Origin of the sequence: Vibrio sp. OPT18 (assembly GCF_015163615.1) — a bacterium.
GTDB classification, from domain to species: Bacteria; Pseudomonadota; Gammaproteobacteria; order Enterobacterales; family Vibrionaceae; genus Vibrio; species Vibrio coralliirubri.
In genome coordinates this window covers 113,413-135,756 of sequence record NZ_JADDYK010000048.1, presented here as the reverse complement: position 1 = coordinate 135,756, position 22,344 = coordinate 113,413, and the positions used below count along the sequence as shown (strand labels likewise).

Here is a 22,344-nt window from a genome sequence, read left to right as displayed (position 1 = left end):
CCATGCTGCGAAGACTCGTCCGTTGTCGGCCGGTGCGATCATTGGCTCGGGCACGGTATCGAATAAACAAGGTACTGACCACGGCACCTCAATTGCGGAAGGTGGTGTGGGCTATTCCTGCATTGCTGAAGTACGCATGATAGAGACGATTAGAGACGGTAAACCTTCGACTCGATTCATGTCGTTTGGTGACTCGATCAAGCTTGAGATGTTCGATGTCGCTGGTGACTCCATTTTTGGCGCGATTGACCAAAAAGTCAGTCAATATCGACTGTGCTAATTACAATGACAAGAGTAAAACTGCAGAGAGGCACGTTATGAACGAGGGCTCTTTATGAACAAGAAGATCACACTCTATGGTTATTGGCGCTCTTCGGCAGCCTATCGAGTGCGTATTGGGTTGAACCTAAAGCAACTTAGCTATGAGTCGAAATCGGTGCATTTGGTGCGTAATGGCGGCGAGCAGCATGATCCACAATATCGCGAGCTCAATGCCAGTGAATTAGTGCCAGTGCTGGTGGATGGTGACGTTCAACTCAATCAGTCGCTGACGATCTTGCAATACTTGGACGAAAACTATTTGTGTGAGAGCAGTCCAGACTCCTTGTTGATTCCTGAGCAAACACCACTACGTTATCAAGCGTTGGCGATGGCTCAGGATATTGCGATGGAAATTCACCCTCTGAACAACCTGCGCGTGTTGCAGTATTTGGAGCGAGAATTGTCGTGCGAGCAAGAGGCGAAAATGGACTGGCTGCATCATTGGATGAGCCAAGGTTTCCATGCTCTAGAAGAGAAGCTAGCGAAGCACAGAAAAGCGCATGGTGACTCGGTGTATAGCCTCACGGATTCGCCCTGTATCGTCGATATTTGCTTAGTGCCCCAAGTCTACAATGCACTGCGTTTTGGTGTTGATATGTCGCCTTATCCGCTAATTAACTCGATTGTCGAAGCGTGCAATCAGTTACCCGCTTTTATCGATGCGATGCCAGAAAACCAGGCGGATGCGAACGCATAGCCCAGATTAAGAGCCATCGGTAGCTAAGATCATAAAGCCCTCCACGACGTTCATTCGTGGAGGGCTTTTCGTTGGAAGTTACTTTCTTCTATTTTGGGTCTTCTGAGATAAGAGCGCTAAAGCGAAATCACACGCTTGATCTCATCGAGCACATCCGCATTGGCGATCGCGCCGATGTTCTCGACAGGCTTACCATTCACTACCTGTTTCACTGCCAGCTCCACCAGTTTTCCTGAGCGTGTTTTGGGCACGTCACTGACAGTAAAAATTTGGCTTGGCACATGCCTTGGCGAGCAAGATGATTTGAGCTTACTCTTGATGGCTGCCAATAGCGTTTCATTGAGATCCACACCTTGCTGCAGTTGGACGAACAACCAAATCTGCTCATTACGGTCGACATCTTTACCGACGGCGATGGAATCTATGATGCCGTCAATGGTGTTCACTTGTTGGTAGATCTCGGCGGTACCAATTCGCACGCCACCGGGGTTGAGTGTGGTGTCGCCTCGCCCGTAGAACAGATAGCCCCCATTAACGCTCTGTGCGACTTCGTCACCGTGATGCCACACATTATCGAATCTATCCCAATACGTGCTGTGATAGCGCTCTCCGGTGTCATTCCAGAAGCCAACAGGGAAGTTGGGGAGGGAATTTGTACACACCAGTTCGCCACGTTCGTGATTAACCTTGTGACCAGACGAATTGAACACCTTGATGTTAACTCCGAGCCCTGCCTGTTGGCACTCACCGCGATACACAGGTGAGATAGGATTACCCAACACAAAGCAGCCACAAATATCCGTACCACCAGAAATGGACGCCAAATGCAGGTCTTGTTTGATGTGTTTGTAAACATAATCAAACTGCTCTGGGTAGAGAACAGAACCCGTTGAGCACAGTGTTCTTAAGTGGGGAAGAGAATGGTTGTCGATAGGTGAGAGCTCTGCCTTCTCGATCGCTTCTAGATACTTGGCTGAGGTGCCAAACAGTGACACATCGGCACGCTGTGCCAAGTCCCATAGAACGTTAGGTTGCGGATAAACTGGGCTGCCATCAAAGATCGCCAAACAAGCCCCGCTGGCGAGCGCAGAGACGTGCCAGTTCCACATCATCCAACCACATGTGGTGTAGTAGAACACGCGATCGTTTGGCTTAACGTCGCAATGAAGCTGATGCTCTTTTAGGTGGTTGACGGTGGTGCCACCAACCGAGTGAACAATACACTTTGGCTTGCCTGTTGTGCCGGAAGAGTAGAGTACAAACAGTGGTTCATTGAAGCCGATACGCACAAATCGTAAAGGTTGTGGTTGATAATGATTGATGATGCTGTGCCAGCTTCGGGTCGACACATCATTTTCAAAGTCATTCCTTCCCAAGTAACCGATCTGACACACCTGTTTTAGCTCGGTTAAGTGCTCGATGATTTCACGGTTCTTGTCCGTCATATCGAACGTTTTGCCATTGAAGGTATAGCCATCGCAGGTGAACAGCACCTTGGGTTTCACTTGGCCAAATCGCTCAATCACACTCTCGACACCGAAATCAGGCGAGGTCGATGTCCAAATCGCGCCCAAGCTGGTGGTTGCCAGCATCGCTATTACGGTTTGTGGCAGATAGGGCGTATAAGCAGCAACCACATCACCTTGCTTCACTCCGCTATCGACAAGCCATTGCTGAACGCTAGAGACCGCTTCACACAAGGCTTTCCATGTATAACTCTGTTGTTCGCCACGTTCATTCTCAAACCAAATCGCCATTTCATTAGGCATGGTTTGCGCCAAACGCAGCAAGTTCTCGGCGTAGTTTACCTGCGCATTGGGAAACCAAACCGCATCACGATTCGATTTAGGCTGCTGCCAGCGGCTCTCACCTTGGGCTTTGATGGCTTCGCTTTCTGCCTTGTTAATAGAGCCTTGCGAACCGACTACTCCACAAAACTGCCATACGTTTTGCCAAAACGATTCCGGTTGTTCCACAGACCATTGATGGAGTTCGGCGTAGCTTTTTACGTCCCTATCTAGGTTTAATCCAGACTGTTCAAGGCTATCGATAAATCGGGTTAAGTTGGCATCGGCGATACGCTGCTCGCTTGGCTGCCAAATGGGATTATTGCTTTCGTGCATTCCTTTACCTTTAACAAAAAGTTAACGTTTTCAGTCTGGTATTTAGGTTTTACAAAGTCAAAAGTTCAGCAAAATAAGCGTTTGGCGGAATTGTGTAAATAAAATGTTACACGATCGCCTGTTTCGAAAAATCGCGCAAATTGGCGCTTATAAGGAGTAGAGATAGGCTTAAAGTGAGACATTCGAAAGGAGGTGCGTAATGACTCAATATCATTCTAAGCCCGTGAGCCAAGAGGGATGGGTTGAGTGGAGCCTCGAAGAAGATGCCATTTGGCACGACTTAGTGAAAAGGCAACTGGACGTCATTAGTGACCGCGCTTGTGATGCCTATTTGCACGGTTTGACCCTGCTGGATCTGCCATTAGACAGAGTTCCCCAACTTCCAGAGATAAACAAAGTGCTAAAGGAAACAACAGGTTGGCAGGTTCAGCCTGTTCCGGCGTTAATCGATTTCGACCGTTTCTTTGATTTGCTCGCGAATAAGAAATTCCCCGTCGCGACATTTTTGAGAACGCGAGACGAGTTCGATTACTTGCAAGAACCTGATTTTTTTCATGAAATTTTTGGTCACTGTGCCATGCTCACTAATGCTGATTTCGCGGCATTCACTGAGCATTATGGAAAACTAGGCCAAGCCGCCACATCTAAACAGCGCGCTTATCTTGCCCGTTTGTATTGGTTTACGGTCGAGTTCGGTTTAGTAAAAGAGGGCCAACAACTGAAAATCTATGGTGGTGGCATTCTCTCGTCTCCGGCGGAAACCATGTACGCATTGGTCGGTGATTTGGCGGTTCGTGAGCGGTTCGATCTGCAAACGGTGTTAAGAACCCCTTATCGCATCGACATCATGCAACCGAAATATTACGTGATCGCCGAGCTATCTGAGCTCTTCAAAATCAGTCAGGAAAACCTATTACAGCAAGCTGATCTCGCCATAGACGCGGGGTTACTACCACCACTTTTTGAACCCAAGGAACCAACACATGTTGAATGAACAAAAATGCGAAGCCTGCAGTATCGATGCAATTTCTCTTAATAAAGATGAACAACAATCTTTACTGTTGGAGTTGTCTGATTGGCAGATCATGGAAAGAGACGGCATCCCGCAGCTTGAGAAAGTGTTCAAGTTTAAGAACTACAAGCAAGCATGGGCATTCAGCAACAAAGTGTCAGAACTGGCAGAAGAAGAGTTCCACCATCCTTCGATCTTATTGGAGTGGGGCAAAGTCACCGTCACTTGGTGGAGCCACTCAATCAAAGGCCTGCACAAAAATGACTTCATCTGTGCTTCCCGTTGTGATGTGTTCGCGGTGAGTGAGTAGTTTTTTTGGGTTTCGAGGAGGTGTCTTTTTTATCTCTGTGATGCGATTATCTGATTATTCGACTCATAGTGTGAGTTGAATAAACTCCTTAAACAGCTCATAATATGAGTTGAATCAGTGATACTTTCGCATCATGGGGCGTAATATGTGGATTTGGCAGCAAGATAATTGGCCAAACTTTGTTTGGGATAATCAAAGAATAGGCGTGAGGTTAAGAGAAGTTCGGCTTAATCAGGGCATTTTATTGGGTAAGATTACCTCTCAATCTGCAGACCAAACGCAAACAATGCTCGATACTTTATTAGCGAACATTGTCCACTCCAGTGCGATAGAAGGAGAAAAGCTGAATGCTTTCTCTGTTCGTTCTTCTTTAGCCAACAAACTTGGCGTGAGTGAAGAGCGACCTTTTCCTACGACAGAACAAACCGATGGTTTAGCTGAAATTATGTTGGATGCGGTGCAGAACCTAACAGAGCCACTAGCGCTTGATAGGATCTTACATTGGCACGATAGACTGTTTCCTCAAGGCTACACCATGTTTAACCCTGTAGTTGGAGGTCAGCTACGAGGTGACGCTCCGATGCAAGTGGTATCAGGAAGAATTGACCGTCCAACCGTGCACTTTGAAGCACCTAGACGAAACATTCTTGATGCTGAGCTAGATACATTTATCACATGGTTTAATGATTCACTTACCGACGCTACACTCGATCCCTTACTTAGAGCTGCGATAACTCACCTTTGGTTTATCACCTTACACCCGTTAGATGATGGTAATGGTCGTATTACTCGATTGTTGACCGACTTGGCGTTAGCACAGGCCGAGCAGCAGTCGGTACGCTTCTATGCGATGTCGGTGGGAATTCTCGCTAACCGCAAACATTATTACGAGATATTGGAGCGAACCCAGAAAGGGGGACTCGATATTAGCGATTGGTTGATGTGGTTCTTAGATACGTTAGACGAGACGTTTACAGGCGTTTTCGCTGAGGTCGACCAAACTGTATATAAGACTAACTATTGGCGCAGCATCGACCAAACCAAGCTTACGGCAGAACAAGTAAAAGTGCTGAATAGGATGCTCGATGGTGATTTTTCAGAAGGTATCAATGCCAGCCAATATCAGAAAGTAGCAAAGGTGAGCAGTGCCACAGCAACACGTCATTTGAATGCTTTGATTGAGCATGGCTGCTTAGTTAAATCTGGTTCTGGTGGCAGAAGCACGCGCTATCTGTTGCCGAAGTAGGGTTTATACACCCACGCTCATTTCTATACTTAAAAGCTGCCAACGTTCAGACCGAATGCTGGCAGCTTTTTGGTTTTCATTCTAGCGACTTACTCGTTGCGTATCTTTGAGAGGAATTCAGCTTAAAAATTCGTATCTAGAAACATAAAGCATATCTAATATGTTGCACTACACATATAATACTAAGCATTATAATAAGTAAGGTTATGAAGTTGACTACGGTATCAAGAATTGAAGCTGGTTATTACAGGGTTTCAGATGGTCGTACAATATTAAAACAAGGCCAATCATGGTATGTCATTAGTTCTGAGGGAAAAAATGAATTAGGTCCACTATCGACTTTAAATGCTGCAAAACAATATGTGATCAATGGGAGCGTCCCTCTAGGACAACATAACCTAGGATCAAGTCACGGTCGTCGTCAAAGCAAAAAAGAGTTCAACTCTTATCTAGCATCAGAAGCTCAGAATGGTAATCCAGGTCCTGCGATTTTATGGGTGGTTATTTTATTTGTTATTTGTGGCCTGCTAGTAGCTGTGCGTGGACATTAAGATTAATAACTATTTATTTCATAGCTAACGATAAGCAAATATACGTACTTTATCAGAAGTCGCTTGACCTGCATCAGCGACTTGCTTGGTTTCTTGTCTCATAAACCCTTTCTGTTACTCATAGTATTGGTTTTATGAGGCTGCTCTATGATATATTTCTCGGCCAAGCGTATTACAGACGAAGGCTAATAATGTCTATCAACCTTTCACTCCTTCCACCCAGCGAGAAAAATAAAATCGAACTGGATAAGCAAGCATCGTTTCTTGTATGGAAACTGAAGCAAGCGAAATGTGGCCCTGAAGCCATTGTTGAAGAAGCAATGAAGCTAGGTGACCCAGAAGAAAAGGCTTGGTTTGATCAGTCTGTAGAAAAATACAAACGGGTAATGGGTGTCGCATAAACGCAGACAAACCTTACCCAGCAGTGCTGTAGAATTGAAATGACACAGTAATTTGCTAGAATTTGCACCGTTAATTGAATCAGAGAGAAGATCCCGATGGGAAGAAGTTTTGAAGTGCGCAAGGCCTCAATGGCGAAAACTGCAGGCGCAAAAATTAAAGTTTATTCTAAATACGGTAAAGAGATTTACGTACTGGCTAAGAACGGCAGCTCTGACCCAGACATGAACCTACCTCTTAAGCACCTGATTGCTAAAGCGAAGAAAGACCAAGTACCAGCTCACGTTATCGACAAAGCGATCGATAAAGCGAACGGCGGCGGCGGTGAAGACTTCCAACCAGCTCGTTACGAAGGTTTTGGCCCAGGTGGCACAAGCGTAATCGTTGACTGTCTAACTGACAACGGCAACCGTACTTTCCAAGACGTTCGCCAATGTTTCGTTAAAACTGGCGCGAAAATCGGCGTTGAAGGTACTGTTTCTCACATGTTCGCTCACCAAGCTGTATTCCAGTTCAAAGGCGAAGACGACGAGATCATCCTAGAAACGCTAATGATGGAAGACGTAGACGTGACTGACGTTGAGCTAGAAGACGGTGTTATCACTGTATTCGCTCCAACGACTGAGTTCTTCAAAACGAAGACTGCTCTAAACACTGCGTTCCCAGAGCTAACGCTAGACGTTGAGGAAATCACTTTCGTTCCTCAAACAACTACGCCAGTAGCTGAAGAAGATTCTGAGAAATTCCAGAAGTTCTTAGACATGCTTGACGACTGTGATGACGTTCAGCAGGTTTACCACAACGCTGAGCTGTAATCTTTACAGTAACAACAGTTACTAAAAAACCGAGCCTAGTGCTCGGTTTTTTTATGTCTGTAATTCAGGCATTTATCCGTGAACAGAGTTTTTTGAACGCATCTCTTTGATCACAGAACCTAGACTATAGCTCCTTAACATTAGCCCTTGATCATCGTTCCGTGATCTAAGGTTCGCAAAGCGTTCTTGGGCGACAAATCCATGCTGAGAGTTTTCTGATCAAAGGAAGCACGGTGAGGTTGAGCGTGATGGCGCACGGCCAAGCAATGAAAAAGCTTTGCATCCAGATTGGCGGCCACTCGGGGCTGAATCCCATTTTGTAGCCAGAAATTAACCCAGACATGATGGTCGCCATGGTCAGTGAAGATAAAATCGCGGTTACCCAAAATTGTTTGTTGTTCATACTGTGTTTCTCCCGTGATTTTCTGATGTTGATGAGATAAGGTTACATTTATCCATTAATGAGAAAAATAGGCACATGTAGAAGTATGAATTCCATATTTGGAAACATTGATGATCTGTTCTTATTCTGTGCAGTGGTTGAAGAGGGCTCTTTGCTATCGGCTTCGAAACGGCTGCAACTCCCTGTGTCGACTATGTCGCGTCGGTTAACTGCATTGGAAGATCGCCTCAATATCCGACTTTTAGAAAAGAAAGGTCGTGAGCTGGTGGCCACCAAAGACGGCGAGGCGGCCTTTTCTGCACTGATCAGCGGTATGGAGTCGATTCATCACGGTTTTAATAGCTTGCTTGAAGAGCGTGACGCTATCCAAGGCAAGATAAAGCTCGCCGTGCCTCATAACTTCTACAGTGGCTTTCTACGGTCGACGGTAGAGCAATTCCTCACTCAATACCCAAACGTTCAGCTCGACCTTACCTTGAGCCAACAACAGCTCATTCCACAGACCGATCGTGACTTACTGATCACGTTTAAGATCTCGGACATGGAAGGCATGATTGCTCGACCGCTGTTTAAAGCTAAACACGGGTTTTATGCAAGCCCAGAATACTTAGATTCGCGTGCAGCAATAGAAAAGCCGGACGACCTGGAGCTGCAAGATTGGATTAACGTCGATGATGTGTTTGATATGCCGCTCTACAAATCTGACCGCTTAGAGCAGATGATCACGATAAAACCCAAGTTCATCGTTAACGATATTCATGCAGTGGCAGCCGCGGCGCAAAAAGGCTTGGGGCTTGCTTCACTACCTTTTCGTCATGTATCCCCGGAAATGAATCTGATTCAAGTACTTCCTGAGTATCATCGGGGTGATCGCCAAGCGTATTTAGTGTACAAAGAAAGAAAATATCAGCCAAAGGCTTTGACCCTGCTTATTGATGCATTGATTGAGAGTGTTCGATCTTTTCATAGCGATGACTTGGTCAAATAAAAGGAGAAAGAAATGAAAGTAAGTTTTATCGGGTTAGGCGTTATGGGTTTCCCAATGGCAGGTCACTTAGTCAAAGCCGGTTTTGAGGTAACGGTATTTAACCGTACTCATAGTAAAGCGCTAGACTGGGCTGATAAACACCAAGGTAAAGCAGCAGAAACTGTGGCTGAGTGTGTAGCGGAAGCAGACGTAGTATTGGTTTGTGTTGGCAACGATGACGACGTGCGCAGCATGACGACCAGCGAAACAGGCGCTCTGGCCGCAATGAAGCCAAACGCGATTCTTGTTGATCACACCACAACCTCGGCAATTCTGTCTGAAGAGCTTGAAGTGGCAGCGAAGCAAGCGAGTGTTCGATTTATGGATGCGCCAGTGTCTGGTGGTCAAGCGGGCGCAGAAAACGGCGTGCTAACCATTATGTGTGGTGGCGAACCAGAGTTATTCAACGACCTTCAACCTGTATTCGAAGCTTACGGCAAGTCGTCGGTTCTGATGGGTAAAGTAGGCCAAGGCCAACGTGCGAAAATGGTTAATCAGATCTGCATTGCAGGTGTATTGAATGGTCTTTCTGAAGGCTTAGTGCTTGCTGAAAAATCAGGCTTGGATATCCAAACACTGGTTGATTGCCTTAAAAACGGCGCTGCTGGCTCATGGCAGATGGAAAACCGTGCTACCACAATGGCGCAAGATAAATTTGATTTCGGCTTTGCAATTGATTGGATGATCAAAGACTTAGGCTTCTGTTTAGATGAAGCTGAGCGCCAAGGAATCCAACTTCCGCTGACTGAAAAAACCAACAACGCATATAAGGCACTGTCTGCAGAAGGACAAGGCCGCATGGATACGTCAGTATTGATGAAAGCCGTGGTTGAAGAGACAAAGAAGTAGAAAGATCGAAGTAATAGAAACTTCGTTTAGATAACTAAAAATAGCCGCTGATTAGCGGCTATTTTTGTTTGGGTTGTGCTTTGGTGAATTCCCAGTCTTCGTATAGAAGAATAGGCAAATTGCTAGCTCTGAGGCTCTCAATTGGGCAAACATGCTTACTTAAAGTTTGCGGCATTATAATTCAGAGACATCCGCAAAGATTTTATATTGATGTATCAACCCCTGTTTGAAAGATAAGAAAGTCGCGAACTTAGCGGCATAGGCGCTGCCATTCAGGCGCACATAGTCAACTTGCCCCTCACACGCAACCGTATCATCGTTTACGTAGATCCCAGAAAACGTATGCGTCATTGATTCAATTGATCCAAAGAATGCTGCGTTGACCGCTTCGACAGCTGGCTTTCCTACTACTGGTGCGGCGTTCGAAAAATGAAACGACACGTCATCATGCAGTAGTGCCATTAGGGCGTGGGCATCCTTTTGGTCGACGATTTGATATAGATGTTTTGTCTGTTCGATTAATGGTGACATAGCAGTTGCTCCTTTGAATTTGAACTAATTTGGATTTGAACGAGATTAAGATTTAGCGTGATTAAATAAGTACAGGCTTATCAACAACAGTATTACGGATGCGATCAATTGCAGCGTTAATGGCTCGCCATACCACGTGATCCCAATGGAAACGCCGACAACGGTCACCACATTTCCCACTTGGCTAAAGCCCAACCCGTCAGTGATCCGTTGAAAACGAAACGTCAGTAAATAGCTGAGTGCCGATAAGCATGCCATCAGCGCAAGTACGCCAGTTCCGTTTGCAATGACCTCACCATCGATCGCATGAGTAAACGGAAGCCATACCATGCTCTGTAGTGTCAGCATGCCAGCGGCCAGAACAATTGGATTGGCAAGAGAGGGGAACGCGCGACTGCGATAGACATTGCCAGCGGCCAAAAATATGGGTACGAGTAGCGCAATGGCTAGTGCTGACCAAGGGGATGAAGTGTTCATTTGTGGTGACAAAGTCACAGAGAGTGCGGCAACGACCCCAACCATGATTCCAAGTACTTTTCGCCAGGTTAACGAGGACCCTTGAAAAGGTAAGGTGAATAACAAGGTAAAAATGGGCGACAAAGTGACGAGTACACTGAATGTACTGGTATTAAGAGATTGTAGGGCATAGGTTGACGCCAGATTAGGGATTGCGACGCCCAGTAAACCAGCCCAAAGATAATAACGGTAATGCACCAATGCCGTTCGGTTGAGCTGACCTCGCATAACCAATAACGTCATCAACAATAAAGCGGCACCTGCTATCGGTATTATCGCGACATCAACCGGTGGAATGCCAATGGTCACAGCATATTTGGCTAACGCAAAGTTTACGGCGACAAGACTGCCAATGCTGACCACGTATAGCGGAGACTGGAATTGCCGACCGATACCATTTATGTGCCTTCTTTCCGTTATCGGTTTTATCAGTGATTTCATGTCTTACTCTATTATTGAAGTCGATGAAATCAGCATAAAAGACCTAGATTGATTAGAGAATAGGCTCTACACTCTCCACACTGTATCCAAATTGGCGACAATCATGCAGCACTTAGACGCTATTCCCTATTTCCTTGCGGTGGTAAAACAATCGAGCTTTGCAGGCGCAGCGCGTGAACTGGGCGTGTCACGTTCGGCGGTCAACAAGCGGGTGATCCAGCTAGAGTCGAGCCTTGGAGTGCGTTTGCTGCATCGTACTACACGCCAAGTATCACTTACTGAATCTGGTGAGCAGTTTTATGATTACCTCACCAAAGCCAATTATTGGCTGCAAAAAGCTGAAGATGCGGCGACCAGTCAACAAAATCAGGCAATTGGTACATTGCGGGTTAATGCGCCAATGTCTTTTGGTCGTCTGGTATTGGCCCCTCTCATCCCACAATTTCTTAAACGCTACCCTCATATTCACATCGACATGACGATGGACGATGGTTACGTCGATATCGTTGAGGGAGGATATGACGTCGCGATTCGAGCCGGGGATTTAAATGACTCGAGTTTAGTGGCGAAGCGGTTAACCAGTGTCCGTAGCGTCATCTGTGCCTCGCCTACGTATTTTGATGAGAATGGTTTGTCCATGCCAACCGAGATCTGCGAACTTAGTGCATACAACGCTTTACTCTATCGTCATACATCTGAGAGTGCCGAGTGGTTTTTTGGTCACCAAGATCAGGTGACCAGTGTGGTCGTGAAAGGCAATTACCGAGTCAACAACAGCGAAGCATTACTTTGTGCAACCATGGCTGGGCTTGGGATTGCTAGGCTTCCCGATTTTATCGCCAATTCGCCCATTCAGTCTGGGCAATTGCTGCCCTTGCTACCTAATTATCTGATGCCATCGAAAAATGTCTATGCATTGTTTCCTGAGCGAGATCCAATGCCACTCAAACTACGACTGTTCATCGATTTCCTTGCAGCTTCGCTCAATGACTGTTGAAAGTTTACGAAGTTGATAAGAGGCTTTAGGCGTACCTAGCCTTTTTATTCTTTCGCGAATCTAACTTTTGTTTCCCCACTCACGCCCTAACTCAACCATTCATTCCTTATTATTACCATTCGTCGCATTGATAAAACGGCGTGACAGTTTGCGGCTAACCTTTCAACGTCAACATTTGAAAGGGATTACACATCATGACAGCTTCAAACACTTCCAACTCACTTACTGCTCTGTTTCGTCGTTCATTTTTAATTGGGTTTGCTTCACTCGCTCCAACGCTGGCGCTAGCTAATCCAAGTTCAGACGTGCTTGATATCTACAACCAAGCGGCGCAAGGCAATGAAGACTTGGTTGAGGTGGCGTATGAACGCCTCAATGACACGCTGCAACAAGACGGCGCGACACCACTGACCTTGGTCTACTTAGGCAGCACAGAAACCTTAATGGGGCGTGATGCGTTCTTACCTTGGAACAAGATGAAGTATGTGGAGAAAGGCTTATCAACCATTGATAAATCACTGGTGCTGCTGAAAGACGAAGACCAACTCATTCATGAACAACCTCGTGTTCAAGGGTTACCAGACTCTTACTTAACTCGCGCAATGGCTGCGGTGACTTACACCTCTCTGCCAGACATGTTTAACCACTTTGACCGTGGTTACGACCTGTTCCTCTCGTTACTCGCGGAAGATGATTTCCAACAACAACATTTCGCGGCGACCTCGTGGATTTACCGTTACGCCATTACCGCATCGATTCGTGCTGAAGACTTCGAGCAAGCACAGGTGTGGCTTGAAAAAATGGAAAACACCGATGCTGGCAACATCGAGACCATGACGGCGAAAGCCCTAATAGCGAAAGCCAAATAGCGGTTTACTAAAGCTCATTAACAACTGCGAACGCTTAAGAATGATGGGTCAGTGGAGGACAAAGGAATGATTGAATTTAAAGATATCGGCAAAGCATATGTCACGGGCGGTCAACGTGTTGATGCATTAAACGGGGTCGACGGACATATCCAGCGCGGTGAAATGGTGGCGTTGTGTGGCCCGTCGGGTTCTGGAAAAAGCACACTTTTGAATATTCTTGGTTTGTTGGATATGAGCTATCGAGGACAGATCAATATTGATGGCCAACCGTATCCGACAGAAAAAATCGCCGCTGCACGCTTTCGTCGTCAATCGTTGGGTTTTGTATTTCAGCGCTTCAATCTGGTTCCTGTGATGACCGCGCTAGAAAACGTCGCTTATCCATTGATGTTGAACCAATGCTCGAAACAAGAACAACAGGCCAGAGCGCAAGACATGTTAGAGCGTGTAGGGCTAGGTGAATATGTACATCACCGCCCAGACAACCTTTCAGGCGGCCAGCAGCAACGTGTCGCAATAGCCAGAGCGCTAATCCACAAGCCAAACTTAGTGATTGCCGATGAGCCGACCGCGAGCTTAGACAGCCACACTGCCAACCTTGTGATCGACATTATGAAAGAGCTCGGCCACGAGATGGGCACCACCTTTATTGTCGCAACGCATGACCCAAGAATGGCGCAGCGTTGCGACCGAGTGATTGAACTTATCGATGGCCAACTGGCGCCACAAGCTGCAACCACGGAGGCGATCTCATGGGCAAGTTAACACAAAGAATGAGCACGTTTTTGCTTCCTACTTCGGTGCGTTTGGCGTGGCTTAATTTATTGAGAAACGGTCGCCGCAGTCTGCTCTCGGTATTGATCATCGCAATTGCCGTATTTGCGCTGACCTCGGCTGGAGGCTATGGGCTTTACACCTATGAATCTCTGCGTGAATCAACCGCGCGCGATACTGGTCATCTCACTTTGAGCACACCGGGTTATTTTGAGCAAGATGAAGACATGCCGCTGAGCAATGGTCTGGATAATGTTCAAGCGCTCACCAAGAGCATTATTGGTGACAGCGACGTGCGCGGCGTTCAACCACGAGTCTATTTCAGCGGCTTGGTTTCTAACGGCAGTAAGTCGACCATCTTTATGGGAACGGGCGTTAATGAACGTGAGTTCGACATGAAAGGACCATTCCTTGATGTGCGCAGTGGTCAAACTCTCTCTGATGTGAAATCTCCAAGATACGACAACCAAGAGCCACAAGTGATGCTGGGAACCGACCTTGCTCGTAACCTCAAAGTTGCCGTTGGCGACTGGGTCACATTGCTCGCGACCACCAGTGACGGTGCTTTGAACGCCTTTGATTTTAAGGTGCAGGGCATCTACTCGACAGGGGTACCTGAACTAGACAAACGTCAGTTATATGTACACATCACTACCGCGCAAGAGCTTTTGGCCTCAGACAAAGTCAGTACCTTGTCGGTGTTCCTGTTTGAAACCAGCAAGACCTCGACCGTTCAACAGCGTATCCAAACTGCTTTAGATCGAAATAGTGCGAGCCAAAGCGATCAAGGCACAGAGATCGAGATCACCCCGTGGCAAGATCGCGCGTTTTTCTACACCAAGGTTAAAGATCTTTACGACCGTATCTTCGGCATAATGGGCGCAGTGATGGCATTGGTGGTGTTTGTGTCGTTGTTTAACACCATGACCATGTCGGTGACCGAGCGCACTCGAGAAATTGGCACCTTGTCAGCACTCGGCAGTTACCCTTCTGAAATCGTGGCAGGCTTCTTAAAAGAGGCGGGATTGTTGGCTGTGATTGGCAGCGCGATTGGCGCTTTAGTGAGTGGCTTAGTGTCGGTGTTATTGCTGGTGGTGGATATACAAATGCCACCACCTCCCGGCAGAACCGAGGGTTACCCACTCAACATTTACTTCTCTTTGGAACTAGTTAGTTACGCCACTTTAGGTGTGCTGACGATATGTTTGCTGGCTGCTTATTTCTCTGCTCGCAAAGGCGTGAATAAGCCAATCACGGAGGCGCTGGTTTATGTATAAATTTACTCGTTCACTCACAGTTTTAGGTTCTGTATTGGTTTTGGTTCTAGCATCGACACCAAGCTGGGCAGTCGATTCACAACAAGTCACAGAGATGATCGCCAAGGCGGATAGTTACCGGTTGAACAGCGCACAAGCGTCCAAGGTGGTCTCTCTGGTGGCGCTGTATCAAGACGACCAACTAGACAAAACCCGTGAATACAACGTCTATACAAGACCAAACCGAGAGTCGTTGGTGGTGTTCAAATCAGCCGTCGAGGCTGGTCAAAAGATGCTGATGATTGAAGATAACTATTGGTTGTTGATGCCGAAATCTCGTCGACCAATTCGTATCACACCGATGCAAAAGCTATTGGGTGAAGCTTCTGTGGGGGATATCTCGACGCTCACTTGGAGCGAAGATTACCAAGGTGAGTGGGTTGCCGAGCAACAAGTTGAGATACCGACTGGCGAGACACTAATTACCCATCATCTAAAGCTTGCGGCGAAAACCAAGGGTGCCAGCTATCAATCGATTGATCTGTGGTTAACGGCAGACCGAGCATTCCCAGTTAAAGCGGATCTGTATCTGCGTTCAGGAAAGTTGGCGAAACAAGCTTGGTTTACTGAAGGCGTGCGTGATGGATTACCCACCGTGGTGTCGATGACCTTGCTCGATAAGATTCAACCAAGCAAGAAAACTGTGATTGAGTATCGCGAGGTGAGCGAACAAAGCTTAGCGGATAAATACTACAACCCTGCTTACTTATCGCGTAACAGCGTATCTGGTCTGTAGGTGGACGTCATGAAAGCTTCCAATTGCCGATTCCACATCAAGTCTTCAATCGCTATTTTGTTTGCCTTGTCTTGTGTGAGTAACACGATTCAAGCGGACGACCTGAGCTTAGCGTGGGATTGGCAACTGAGCGCTGAGTCGGTTGAATCGAGAGAGTCGCCATTTAGCCCCTTACCATCTGATAATCGTCAGTCTTTAAATGGCTTGCTGGATCTAGAGGTTGGCTATGGCAATTGGCTTGGTCTGTTCGCAGTCAAAGCCAACGATATTTTGAGCAACAACCCTCAAGGGCAAGAGGCGAGCTTTGAATCGGAATTCATTGTGCGTGAGTTGTTTTGGCAAGGTGGGGTTGAGCTGTCGAATTCAGCGTTCGGTGACCACTATCTTGATGTCACGCTCGGCAAGGTTCGCCTTGACTGGGGTGTGGGTTATGGCTATCGACCTTTAGACATCATCAAGCCTTATCGACAAAACCCTGTGGGCATTGTTGCAGAAGAGGGCGCAGGTGTGGCCTCGGCGTCACTGTTCGATATGACGGGTGAGTGGACCCTGCTTTACAGTGATTCGTCATGGACGTCACAAGACGTGAATGAGTTCGAAAAACAGAACCAGCAACAAGGCTTTGGCTTACGTCGTTACAACTTAGTGGGCGATCACGAATACCAATGGATCGCTTACTACGACGATGTGCGCCATGGCTTGCTTGGGGCGAGTTTAGTGTCCGTGCTCAATCTCGCTTGGGAGTTTCATGGCTCTGTGGTCTATCAACGACAAAGCCTTGGTTACAGTCAGTCCAACTCAATGCTTAAACCGGTTTATCTCGAACAGCAGGGTGAGGCTTATCAAGCGTTAGCCGGATTAACATGGGCCAACGACACCGGCCACAATGTGGTGTTGGAATACTGGTTTGATAGCCGTGCTTGGAGTAACTCTGAATGGCAAAGCGCAATAGAAAGTGCCGAGTCTTTGTTGGTTAATCCGATGACAGCATCACTGGGTGGTTCTTATGCTCAAGGTTATCAGCACGCCAATTTGGTTCAACACAACATCATGTTTCACTGGTCTTTGGATTCGACACATGGCTGGCTTGAAGATATCACGCCAACATTCGATGTTATGTTGTCTCCCCAAGACGGAGGCTTTATTGCGACTCAGTGGCTCAATTATCAGGCTTTAGATAATGGCAATTCATCGTTGGATTTGGAACTTGCTGCACGCTTTCTAGGCGGTAAAAGTGATTCTGCTTACGCCAACTTACCCGATAGTCATATGATTCTCTTAAATATCAAAGGACGATTTTAATGGACACTTCATCAAACAGTCGATTTTCATGGATTAAGAGTTTCGCGTTCACCACGCTATTTTGTGTTCTTATTGCGATTACAACCCATACGATTTGGGGCGGCGGATTAACGGTTAACCTGGCAATCAGTTTTGGCTTTGGTTACAGCGCCGTAGGTTCTTCTTTCATCTTGGTGAAGTTGTTTAAGAGGACATCTCGAACGCTTGAAGTGGGTATCTCAATGGTGATCGCGATGACCTTTGGTACCTTGAACGCGCACTATTGGTTGAACGGGTATTTCGGGGCCAATATCTCGGACCTTAAATCCGTAGTCTTGCTCGGTGTGATCTTCTGTTCGGTTTGCTATTACTATTTCTACACACGAGAGCAGCAGTTACGTGCCGATAACGAATTGGAAGTGGCCAAGCGTCGTCAGGCAGACCAAGAAAAGGTGGTGGTGCTAAGCCAGCTTAAGCAACTGCAAAGCCAAATTGAACCGCACTTCTTGTTCAACACGCTTGCGACCATCAATGTATTGATTGAGAGTGACAGCGCGAAAGCCAAGTTGATGCTCGAAAAACTGACTGACTTATTGCGTGTAACTTTGAAAAACAGCCGCACCGAGCAATCGACCATCGCACAAGAGGTCGACTTGTTAGACGCTTATCTTAATATCCAAAAGATACGCTTGGGTGAGCGCTTAACGTTCTCGATTGAAACACACGAGATTAGTGATTTGCAGGTGATTCCACCGTTCTTGATTCAACCCTTGGTTGAGAATGCACTCACGCATGGCATCGAGCCCAAAGCCGCTGGTGGCCAAGTGAATATTCGTATTACTCAACAAGCACTGCAGCTAAAAATTGAAGTGGCTGATAATGGCGCTGGGTTGAAAACGCCTTCTGCGAATACGGGGCACGGTGTTGGGTTGAGCAATATTCGTCAAAGAATTGAAACCCTGTATGGTGATAAGGCGAGCCTAACGATTACTGAACACGTTGAAGGCGGGGTCGTCTCGACGATCTTGTTACCGCTGACTGACGCAGCTGCCTAAAATTACAGACCAGAAAACACAGAGCAGTGACGAAAAATAGACGATTTACAGTGTGAATTTAAAGGACTAACCATGAACAACCCAGCAGTACAGCCGAGCGTAACGGCGATTATCGCAGACGATGAAGCACTGTTAAGGCACCACCTAGACAAGAGTTTGGCTGAGGTTTGGCCGGAGCTAGAGATCGTCAGCAAGGCACAAAATGGTTTGGAGGCGATGCAGAGTATTCAGCAGCTTAAGCCCGACGTGGCTTTTCTCGATATTCGTATGCCTGAGCTAGATGGCATCTCGCTGGTGAAACAACTCAACAAGCTAGCTTCACCGCCATTGATTGTGTTTATCACGGCTTATGACGAATACGCGGTCAAAGCTTTTGAGCACAATGCGATGGATTACCTGCTTAAGCCTATCAATGAAGAGCGTTTACTGGCCACATGTCAGAAGGTGCAAGCACGTCTGTCGAGCAATCAAACACAATCAGGTATTATGCCAGAACAACCCGATATCACGGCGTTAATGAGTCAACTTCAGCAGCTCTCACAATCGACGTCACAGCAAAACAAGCAACAGCACCTCACGTGGCTCAAAGCCAGTGTCGGTGAAGACATTCACCTAATCGCCGTCGATGATGTGGCTTACTTCAAAGCAGAAGACAAGTACGTCTCGATATTCAAAAAAGGCCAAGGCGGCTCTCTAGAAGAGTTTATTCTTCGCGTATCACTAAAAGAGCTGATCGCCCAGCTCAATCCTGATGAGTTTTGGCAGATCCACCGCTCAGTGGTGGTGAAAGTCTCGGCCATCGATAAGGTGAAGAAAGGGCTCTCAGGTCAGATGTCGGCGTATGTGTCAGGGGAAAAGCTACCGATCAGCCGTGCCTCGCAAGCGTTGTTTAAGGGTATGTAGCGAACAGGCTGAAATTTATGTAGCTTATTGATTTTAAATAGATGTAGTTAGCGAGTCTAAAATCGATGTAATAGGCTCTTATCAAAACACCACTTTAAATGAGTATAGCGATCTTACATAACGATTGATGATTTATAAAATAAAGATCTAGATCACAAAGATACTCATACGGTTCAATATTAAATAATAATCGTTGGCTCAATCTGTATATTGTCGGTGAATGACATTAAGAGGTTGTTATGAAAACATATTATTTAGCGACGGCTCTATGCCTCACCTTAGTTGGCTGTAGCTCAACATCAAAAACTACCGAAACGCCAATCCAGCCGGATCCGGCATGGACTTCAGGCCAACTAGAAAATGGCTTTACCTACCATGTTTATCCAGATCATGAAGAATCTGTCTCCGTACGTTTAGTCGTGCACGCCGGTTCGATTCAAGAGACTTCTCAACAAGAAGGCTACGCGCACTTTTTGGAACACATGGCATTTAATGGCAGTAAAAACTTCTCTCAGAACGATGTGATTCGTCTATTCGAAGACGCAGGCGCTAGCTTTGGTGCTGATATTAATGCCTACACCTCTTATGAAGAGACGGTCTACCAGTTAGATTTGCCAGATAACATCCAATTGCAGTCTGCCCTGACGTGGATGCGTGACATTGGTGACGGTCTGGATCTATCAAGTTCAGAAGTCGAAAAAGAAAAAGGCGTGGTTCTTGGTGAGTTCCGTATGGCTCGCCTCGATGATAAGTCATTCGGAGATATATATTATGATTACTTCATTGAAGGCGGCCCGTACGAATCGCAAGATGCATTAGGGACTAAATCGTCGATCGTGAATGCCACTCCTCAAGGCATCACCAACTTTTATCAGACTTGGTATCAACCTCAAATAGTTGAGCTGGTCGTTTCTGGTGATGTGGACATCAAAACCGTGATTCCACTCATTGAAGAAAAGTTTTCTAGCTGGGAGCGTGGCGATACGCCGAGACCAGAGAAACAGGAAACGACGTTATTCAATGAAGGCGATTATGTTGAGTACGCAGGAAGAGAAGCGCCAAGCATCACTCTGACGTTTAACCGAGGTTTAAATAGAGTTGAAAATCATGCTCAGCAGCATCAACGCTGGTTAGATGAAACCGCTCAACAATTGATTCGACAACGATTAGAAGCGGTGTTCAATGATGCTGCGCTGCCGACTCAATGGATAGCGTCTGATGGTTATCAGATGGGCGCTCTGCACTATTCATCAATAAGTGTTGGATTTCCGGCTGGTGGCCGTGAAGTGATCCAACAAGATCTGCTTTCTACATTGGCATCATTGCGTGATTTTGGTGTTTCGCAAACGGATATTGTTGGCGAACAGCACTATTACCAAGACTTGCTGGATAACATCGAGCATGACTGGGATAAATTGGATAGCGTTGAACACGCGAACTACAAAGCGAGTGCGTTAGTCACTGATCGAATCGTCCAATCACAGAACGACTATCAAGCAAGTTTGGAAGCCTTCATTGCTAACTTGAGCCTTGAAGTGATTAACGACAACATCAAGAATCTACTTTCTGATGATTACTTTATTGTTATTGGGATGGATGACTCCGAAGACAGAACAGCGATCATCAACTCTCTCGATAGTTTAAAAGCCACGTATAGCGAGGCGGGAATTGCGCCGCTTGCGATAGGAACAGCCAGTGCTTTTGCTGTACCTAGCTCACAAGGCGAGGTTGTACTTGCTGAACAAATGTCTGTCGACCCATACATCCAAAAGTGGACGTTAAGCAATGGCATCGACATGTGGTACCTGCGTGATTATGAGGCAGGTGATGATGTTGGGGTGATGTACATGAGCCTCGGCGGAAAAGCCGCTTTGGATCCGAGCTTGTACCCAGCTGTTGAGGTTGCGTTACCTACCTTCGCTCGAAGTGGTGTCGGTGAATTTACGGGGTCTGAGCTTTTAGCGCATTTTGATCGTGAAGATATTCGAGCCGATTCCTTTATTGGCAACACCCGCCATGGTGTTGAATTTAGTATTAACAAAGATGGGCTCAAAGATACGTTTGCTGCGCTGTATACCTTCATCACTGCGCCTAAAATTGTTCCCGAGCAGTTAGAGGCAGTGAAGCAGGAATTTGTACAAGGTCAAGAATCTTTCTTGAGTAGCCCTGTTGGTCAGTTTGAACGAGCGGTAAACCACAATATTTATCGTCAGGAAAGTGGTCATTATCTTGTAGATAAAGAGCGTGTTGAAACGGTTTCTGTGGAAGACGTCGCTAATCTTCATCAGCAGCTGTTTGGCCAATTGAGACATAACCAATTGGTGGTCGTGGGTGATATCGACCCAAGTGAATTAAAGCCTTTGGTTGAGCAATACTTGGCTTCGATTCCATTAGAAAATGCCGAGGTTCCGGACTTTAAGGTGGCTTACAAGCAGCCATCTGAATCACGTATTGATGTAGCGATCAACAATGTGAATAGTGCAGAGTACATCCTACGAGTGATCTCTGTGCCTAATATTGAAGTTAAAATGTCGGCAAAAGATGTTTTCATGGAAGACTTACTGCAGCGCTTGCTGGCGACTCGTCTAGATACCTATATTCGTGAAGAGTTGAGCTTAGATTACTCGCCATATACCTATGCAACGTTACGAGACAGCGAGCCGAGTTATGAGTGGGTTATTGGTGCGATGATAGCGCCAGAAAATGTAGACCAAGTCGAAGTGGCGATCGATAAAGTGATTGCAGACCTTTTACAAGGCGTTTCTGAAAAGGAAATGCACGCAGTCGTGAAACAGTTTGAAGCGGACTTCACGCCTCTCGAGAAGAGCTCTATCGACCAAGCGTGGTATGTGTCTCGCTACTTGCTCCATGATTACGGTGTCGAAGCTTTGTCTCAAGTAGAGCGTGTTGCGAGATCGGTCTCTGTAGAAGAGATGAATGTGTTAGTGCAAAGCATCTTTGGTGAAAATAGCCGTAAGGTTAAGAACATCATGCGTCCAAAAGCCTAAAGCCTAAAGCCTGAAACCAACAGAAAGAGACAACTCAAAGCCAAGCGAGCACCGCTTGGCTTTCTTATTTTTGCACCACTCATAACACCTATACATCAACTGTTGTTAAGCCGTTTTAGATCTATGTAAATCTAAATTACGAGGGTGCCTAATCGGTTGCATCG

22 protein-coding genes and 1 pseudogene are annotated in these 22,344 nt (G+C 46.4%); 19 read left to right on the top strand and 4 right to left on the bottom strand.

What is annotated here, in order from left to right:
- Together IQQ51_RS26980 and maiA are read left to right on the top strand one after the other, a co-directional pair.
- A pseudogene (locus tag IQQ51_RS26980) lies at nucleotides 1-280 on the top strand (fumarylacetoacetate hydrolase family protein); the annotation flags it as partial.
- A 54-nt stretch (nucleotides 281-334) separates the two neighbouring features.
- A complete protein-coding gene (gene maiA / locus IQQ51_RS11600) occupies nucleotides 335-1,018 on the top strand; it encodes a maleylacetoacetate isomerase (protein WP_193841153.1) in 684 nt (227 codons plus the stop codon).
- A gap of 116 nt (nucleotides 1,019-1,134) precedes the next feature.
- Here maiA and IQQ51_RS11595 read toward each other — a convergent pair whose 3' ends face one another.
- Nucleotides 1,135-3,141: an acetoacetate--CoA ligase gene (locus IQQ51_RS11595; RefSeq protein WP_193841152.1), complete on the bottom strand. Its 2,007-nt coding sequence runs from the start codon at nucleotides 3,139-3,141 to the stop codon at nucleotides 1,135-1,137.
- Between the two features lie 199 nt (nucleotides 3,142-3,340).
- On the opposite strand from IQQ51_RS11595, the gene phhA reads away from it, so the two are divergent.
- The 6 genes from phhA (at nucleotide 3,341) to IQQ51_RS11565 (ending at nucleotide 7,474) form a co-directional block, all read left to right on the top strand.
- Nucleotides 3,341-4,135: a phenylalanine 4-monooxygenase gene (gene phhA, locus IQQ51_RS11590; RefSeq protein WP_193841151.1), complete on the top strand. Its 795-nt coding sequence runs from the start codon at nucleotides 3,341-3,343 to the stop codon at nucleotides 4,133-4,135.
- Complete coding sequence (locus IQQ51_RS11585; protein WP_193841150.1) at nucleotides 4,125-4,463, top strand: 4a-hydroxytetrahydrobiopterin dehydratase; 339 nt, start codon at nucleotides 4,125-4,127, stop codon at nucleotides 4,461-4,463. Before phhA ends, IQQ51_RS11585 begins: the two co-directional genes overlap by 11 nt.
- 145 nt (nucleotides 4,464-4,608) lie before the next feature.
- Complete coding sequence (locus IQQ51_RS11580; RefSeq protein ID WP_228012818.1) at nucleotides 4,609-5,709, top strand: Fic family protein; 1,101 nt, start codon at nucleotides 4,609-4,611, stop codon at nucleotides 5,707-5,709.
- A gap of 206 nt (nucleotides 5,710-5,915) precedes the next feature.
- On the top strand, nucleotides 5,916-6,260 hold the full coding sequence (locus tag IQQ51_RS11575; RefSeq protein WP_193841148.1) for a hypothetical protein: 345 nt from the start codon (nucleotides 5,916-5,918) through the stop codon (nucleotides 6,258-6,260).
- A gap of 191 nt (nucleotides 6,261-6,451) precedes the next feature.
- Complete coding sequence (locus IQQ51_RS11570) at nucleotides 6,452-6,661, top strand: DUF3283 family protein (protein ID WP_004732615.1); 210 nt, start codon at nucleotides 6,452-6,454, stop codon at nucleotides 6,659-6,661.
- A 96-nt stretch (nucleotides 6,662-6,757) separates the two neighbouring features.
- A complete protein-coding gene (locus IQQ51_RS11565; RefSeq protein WP_017057670.1) occupies nucleotides 6,758-7,474 on the top strand; it encodes a YebC/PmpR family DNA-binding transcriptional regulator in 717 nt (238 codons plus the stop codon).
- A gap of 166 nt (nucleotides 7,475-7,640) precedes the next feature.
- Here IQQ51_RS11565 and IQQ51_RS11560 read toward each other — a convergent pair whose 3' ends face one another.
- The gene (locus IQQ51_RS11560; protein ID WP_193841147.1) at nucleotides 7,641-7,877 is read right to left on the bottom strand and encodes a DUF2798 domain-containing protein; all 237 of its coding nucleotides are present in this window, start codon (nucleotides 7,875-7,877) and stop codon (nucleotides 7,641-7,643) included.
- Between the two features lie 85 nt (nucleotides 7,878-7,962).
- On the opposite strand from IQQ51_RS11560, the gene IQQ51_RS11555 reads away from it, so the two are divergent.
- Entirely contained in the window at nucleotides 7,963-8,865 is a 903-nt protein-coding gene (locus tag IQQ51_RS11555) for a LysR family transcriptional regulator (RefSeq protein WP_193841146.1), read from the top strand.
- A 12-nt stretch (nucleotides 8,866-8,877) separates the two neighbouring features.
- Nucleotides 8,878-9,753, top strand: coding sequence for an NAD(P)-dependent oxidoreductase (locus tag IQQ51_RS11550; RefSeq protein ID WP_193841145.1), 876 nt, complete (start codon nucleotides 8,878-8,880; stop codon nucleotides 9,751-9,753).
- Nucleotides 9,754-9,927: 174 nt separating this feature from the next.
- Here IQQ51_RS11550 and IQQ51_RS11545 read toward each other — a convergent pair whose 3' ends face one another.
- The gene (locus tag IQQ51_RS11545; RefSeq protein ID WP_193841144.1) at nucleotides 9,928-10,284 is read right to left on the bottom strand and encodes a nuclear transport factor 2 family protein; all 357 of its coding nucleotides are present in this window, start codon (nucleotides 10,282-10,284) and stop codon (nucleotides 9,928-9,930) included.
- A gap of 45 nt (nucleotides 10,285-10,329) precedes the next feature.
- Nucleotides 10,330-11,241, bottom strand: coding sequence for a DMT family transporter (locus IQQ51_RS11540; RefSeq protein WP_193841143.1), 912 nt, complete (start codon nucleotides 11,239-11,241; stop codon nucleotides 10,330-10,332).
- A 103-nt stretch (nucleotides 11,242-11,344) separates the two neighbouring features.
- On the opposite strand from IQQ51_RS11540, the gene IQQ51_RS11535 reads away from it, so the two are divergent.
- The 9 genes from IQQ51_RS11535 to IQQ51_RS11495 all read left to right on the top strand — a co-directional run bounded on the left by IQQ51_RS11535 (nucleotide 11,345) and on the right by IQQ51_RS11495 (nucleotide 22,180).
- The gene (locus IQQ51_RS11535; RefSeq protein WP_193841142.1) at nucleotides 11,345-12,238 is read left to right on the top strand and encodes a LysR family transcriptional regulator; all 894 of its coding nucleotides are present in this window, start codon (nucleotides 11,345-11,347) and stop codon (nucleotides 12,236-12,238) included.
- 194 nt (nucleotides 12,239-12,432) lie between these two features.
- Nucleotides 12,433-13,107, top strand: coding sequence for a hypothetical protein (locus IQQ51_RS11530; RefSeq protein ID WP_193841141.1), 675 nt, complete (start codon nucleotides 12,433-12,435; stop codon nucleotides 13,105-13,107).
- 66 nt (nucleotides 13,108-13,173) lie between these two features.
- The gene (locus IQQ51_RS11525) at nucleotides 13,174-13,872 is read left to right on the top strand and encodes an ABC transporter ATP-binding protein (protein ID WP_193841140.1); all 699 of its coding nucleotides are present in this window, start codon (nucleotides 13,174-13,176) and stop codon (nucleotides 13,870-13,872) included.
- The gene (locus IQQ51_RS11520) at nucleotides 13,860-15,158 is read left to right on the top strand and encodes an ABC transporter permease (RefSeq protein ID WP_193841139.1); all 1,299 of its coding nucleotides are present in this window, start codon (nucleotides 13,860-13,862) and stop codon (nucleotides 15,156-15,158) included. The genes IQQ51_RS11525 and IQQ51_RS11520 overlap by 13 nt, the downstream gene beginning before the upstream one ends.
- A complete protein-coding gene (locus IQQ51_RS11515; protein WP_193841138.1) occupies nucleotides 15,151-15,933 on the top strand; it encodes an outer membrane lipoprotein-sorting protein in 783 nt (260 codons plus the stop codon). Before IQQ51_RS11520 ends, IQQ51_RS11515 begins: the two co-directional genes overlap by 8 nt.
- A 9-nt stretch (nucleotides 15,934-15,942) precedes the next feature.
- Nucleotides 15,943-17,235: a hypothetical protein gene (locus tag IQQ51_RS11510; protein WP_193841137.1), complete on the top strand. Its 1,293-nt coding sequence runs from the start codon at nucleotides 15,943-15,945 to the stop codon at nucleotides 17,233-17,235.
- Complete coding sequence (locus IQQ51_RS11505; RefSeq protein WP_193841136.1) at nucleotides 17,235-18,269, top strand: sensor histidine kinase; 1,035 nt, start codon at nucleotides 17,235-17,237, stop codon at nucleotides 18,267-18,269. The genes IQQ51_RS11510 and IQQ51_RS11505 overlap by 1 nt, the downstream gene beginning before the upstream one ends.
- A gap of 72 nt (nucleotides 18,270-18,341) precedes the next feature.
- Complete coding sequence (locus IQQ51_RS11500; protein ID WP_193841135.1) at nucleotides 18,342-19,172, top strand: LytR/AlgR family response regulator transcription factor; 831 nt, start codon at nucleotides 18,342-18,344, stop codon at nucleotides 19,170-19,172.
- A 239-nt stretch (nucleotides 19,173-19,411) separates the two neighbouring features.
- Nucleotides 19,412-22,180, top strand: a complete 2,769-nt coding sequence (locus IQQ51_RS11495) for a M16 family metallopeptidase (RefSeq protein WP_193841134.1) — start codon at nucleotides 19,412-19,414, stop codon at nucleotides 22,178-22,180.
- Nucleotides 22,181-22,344: the final 164 nt, after the last annotated feature.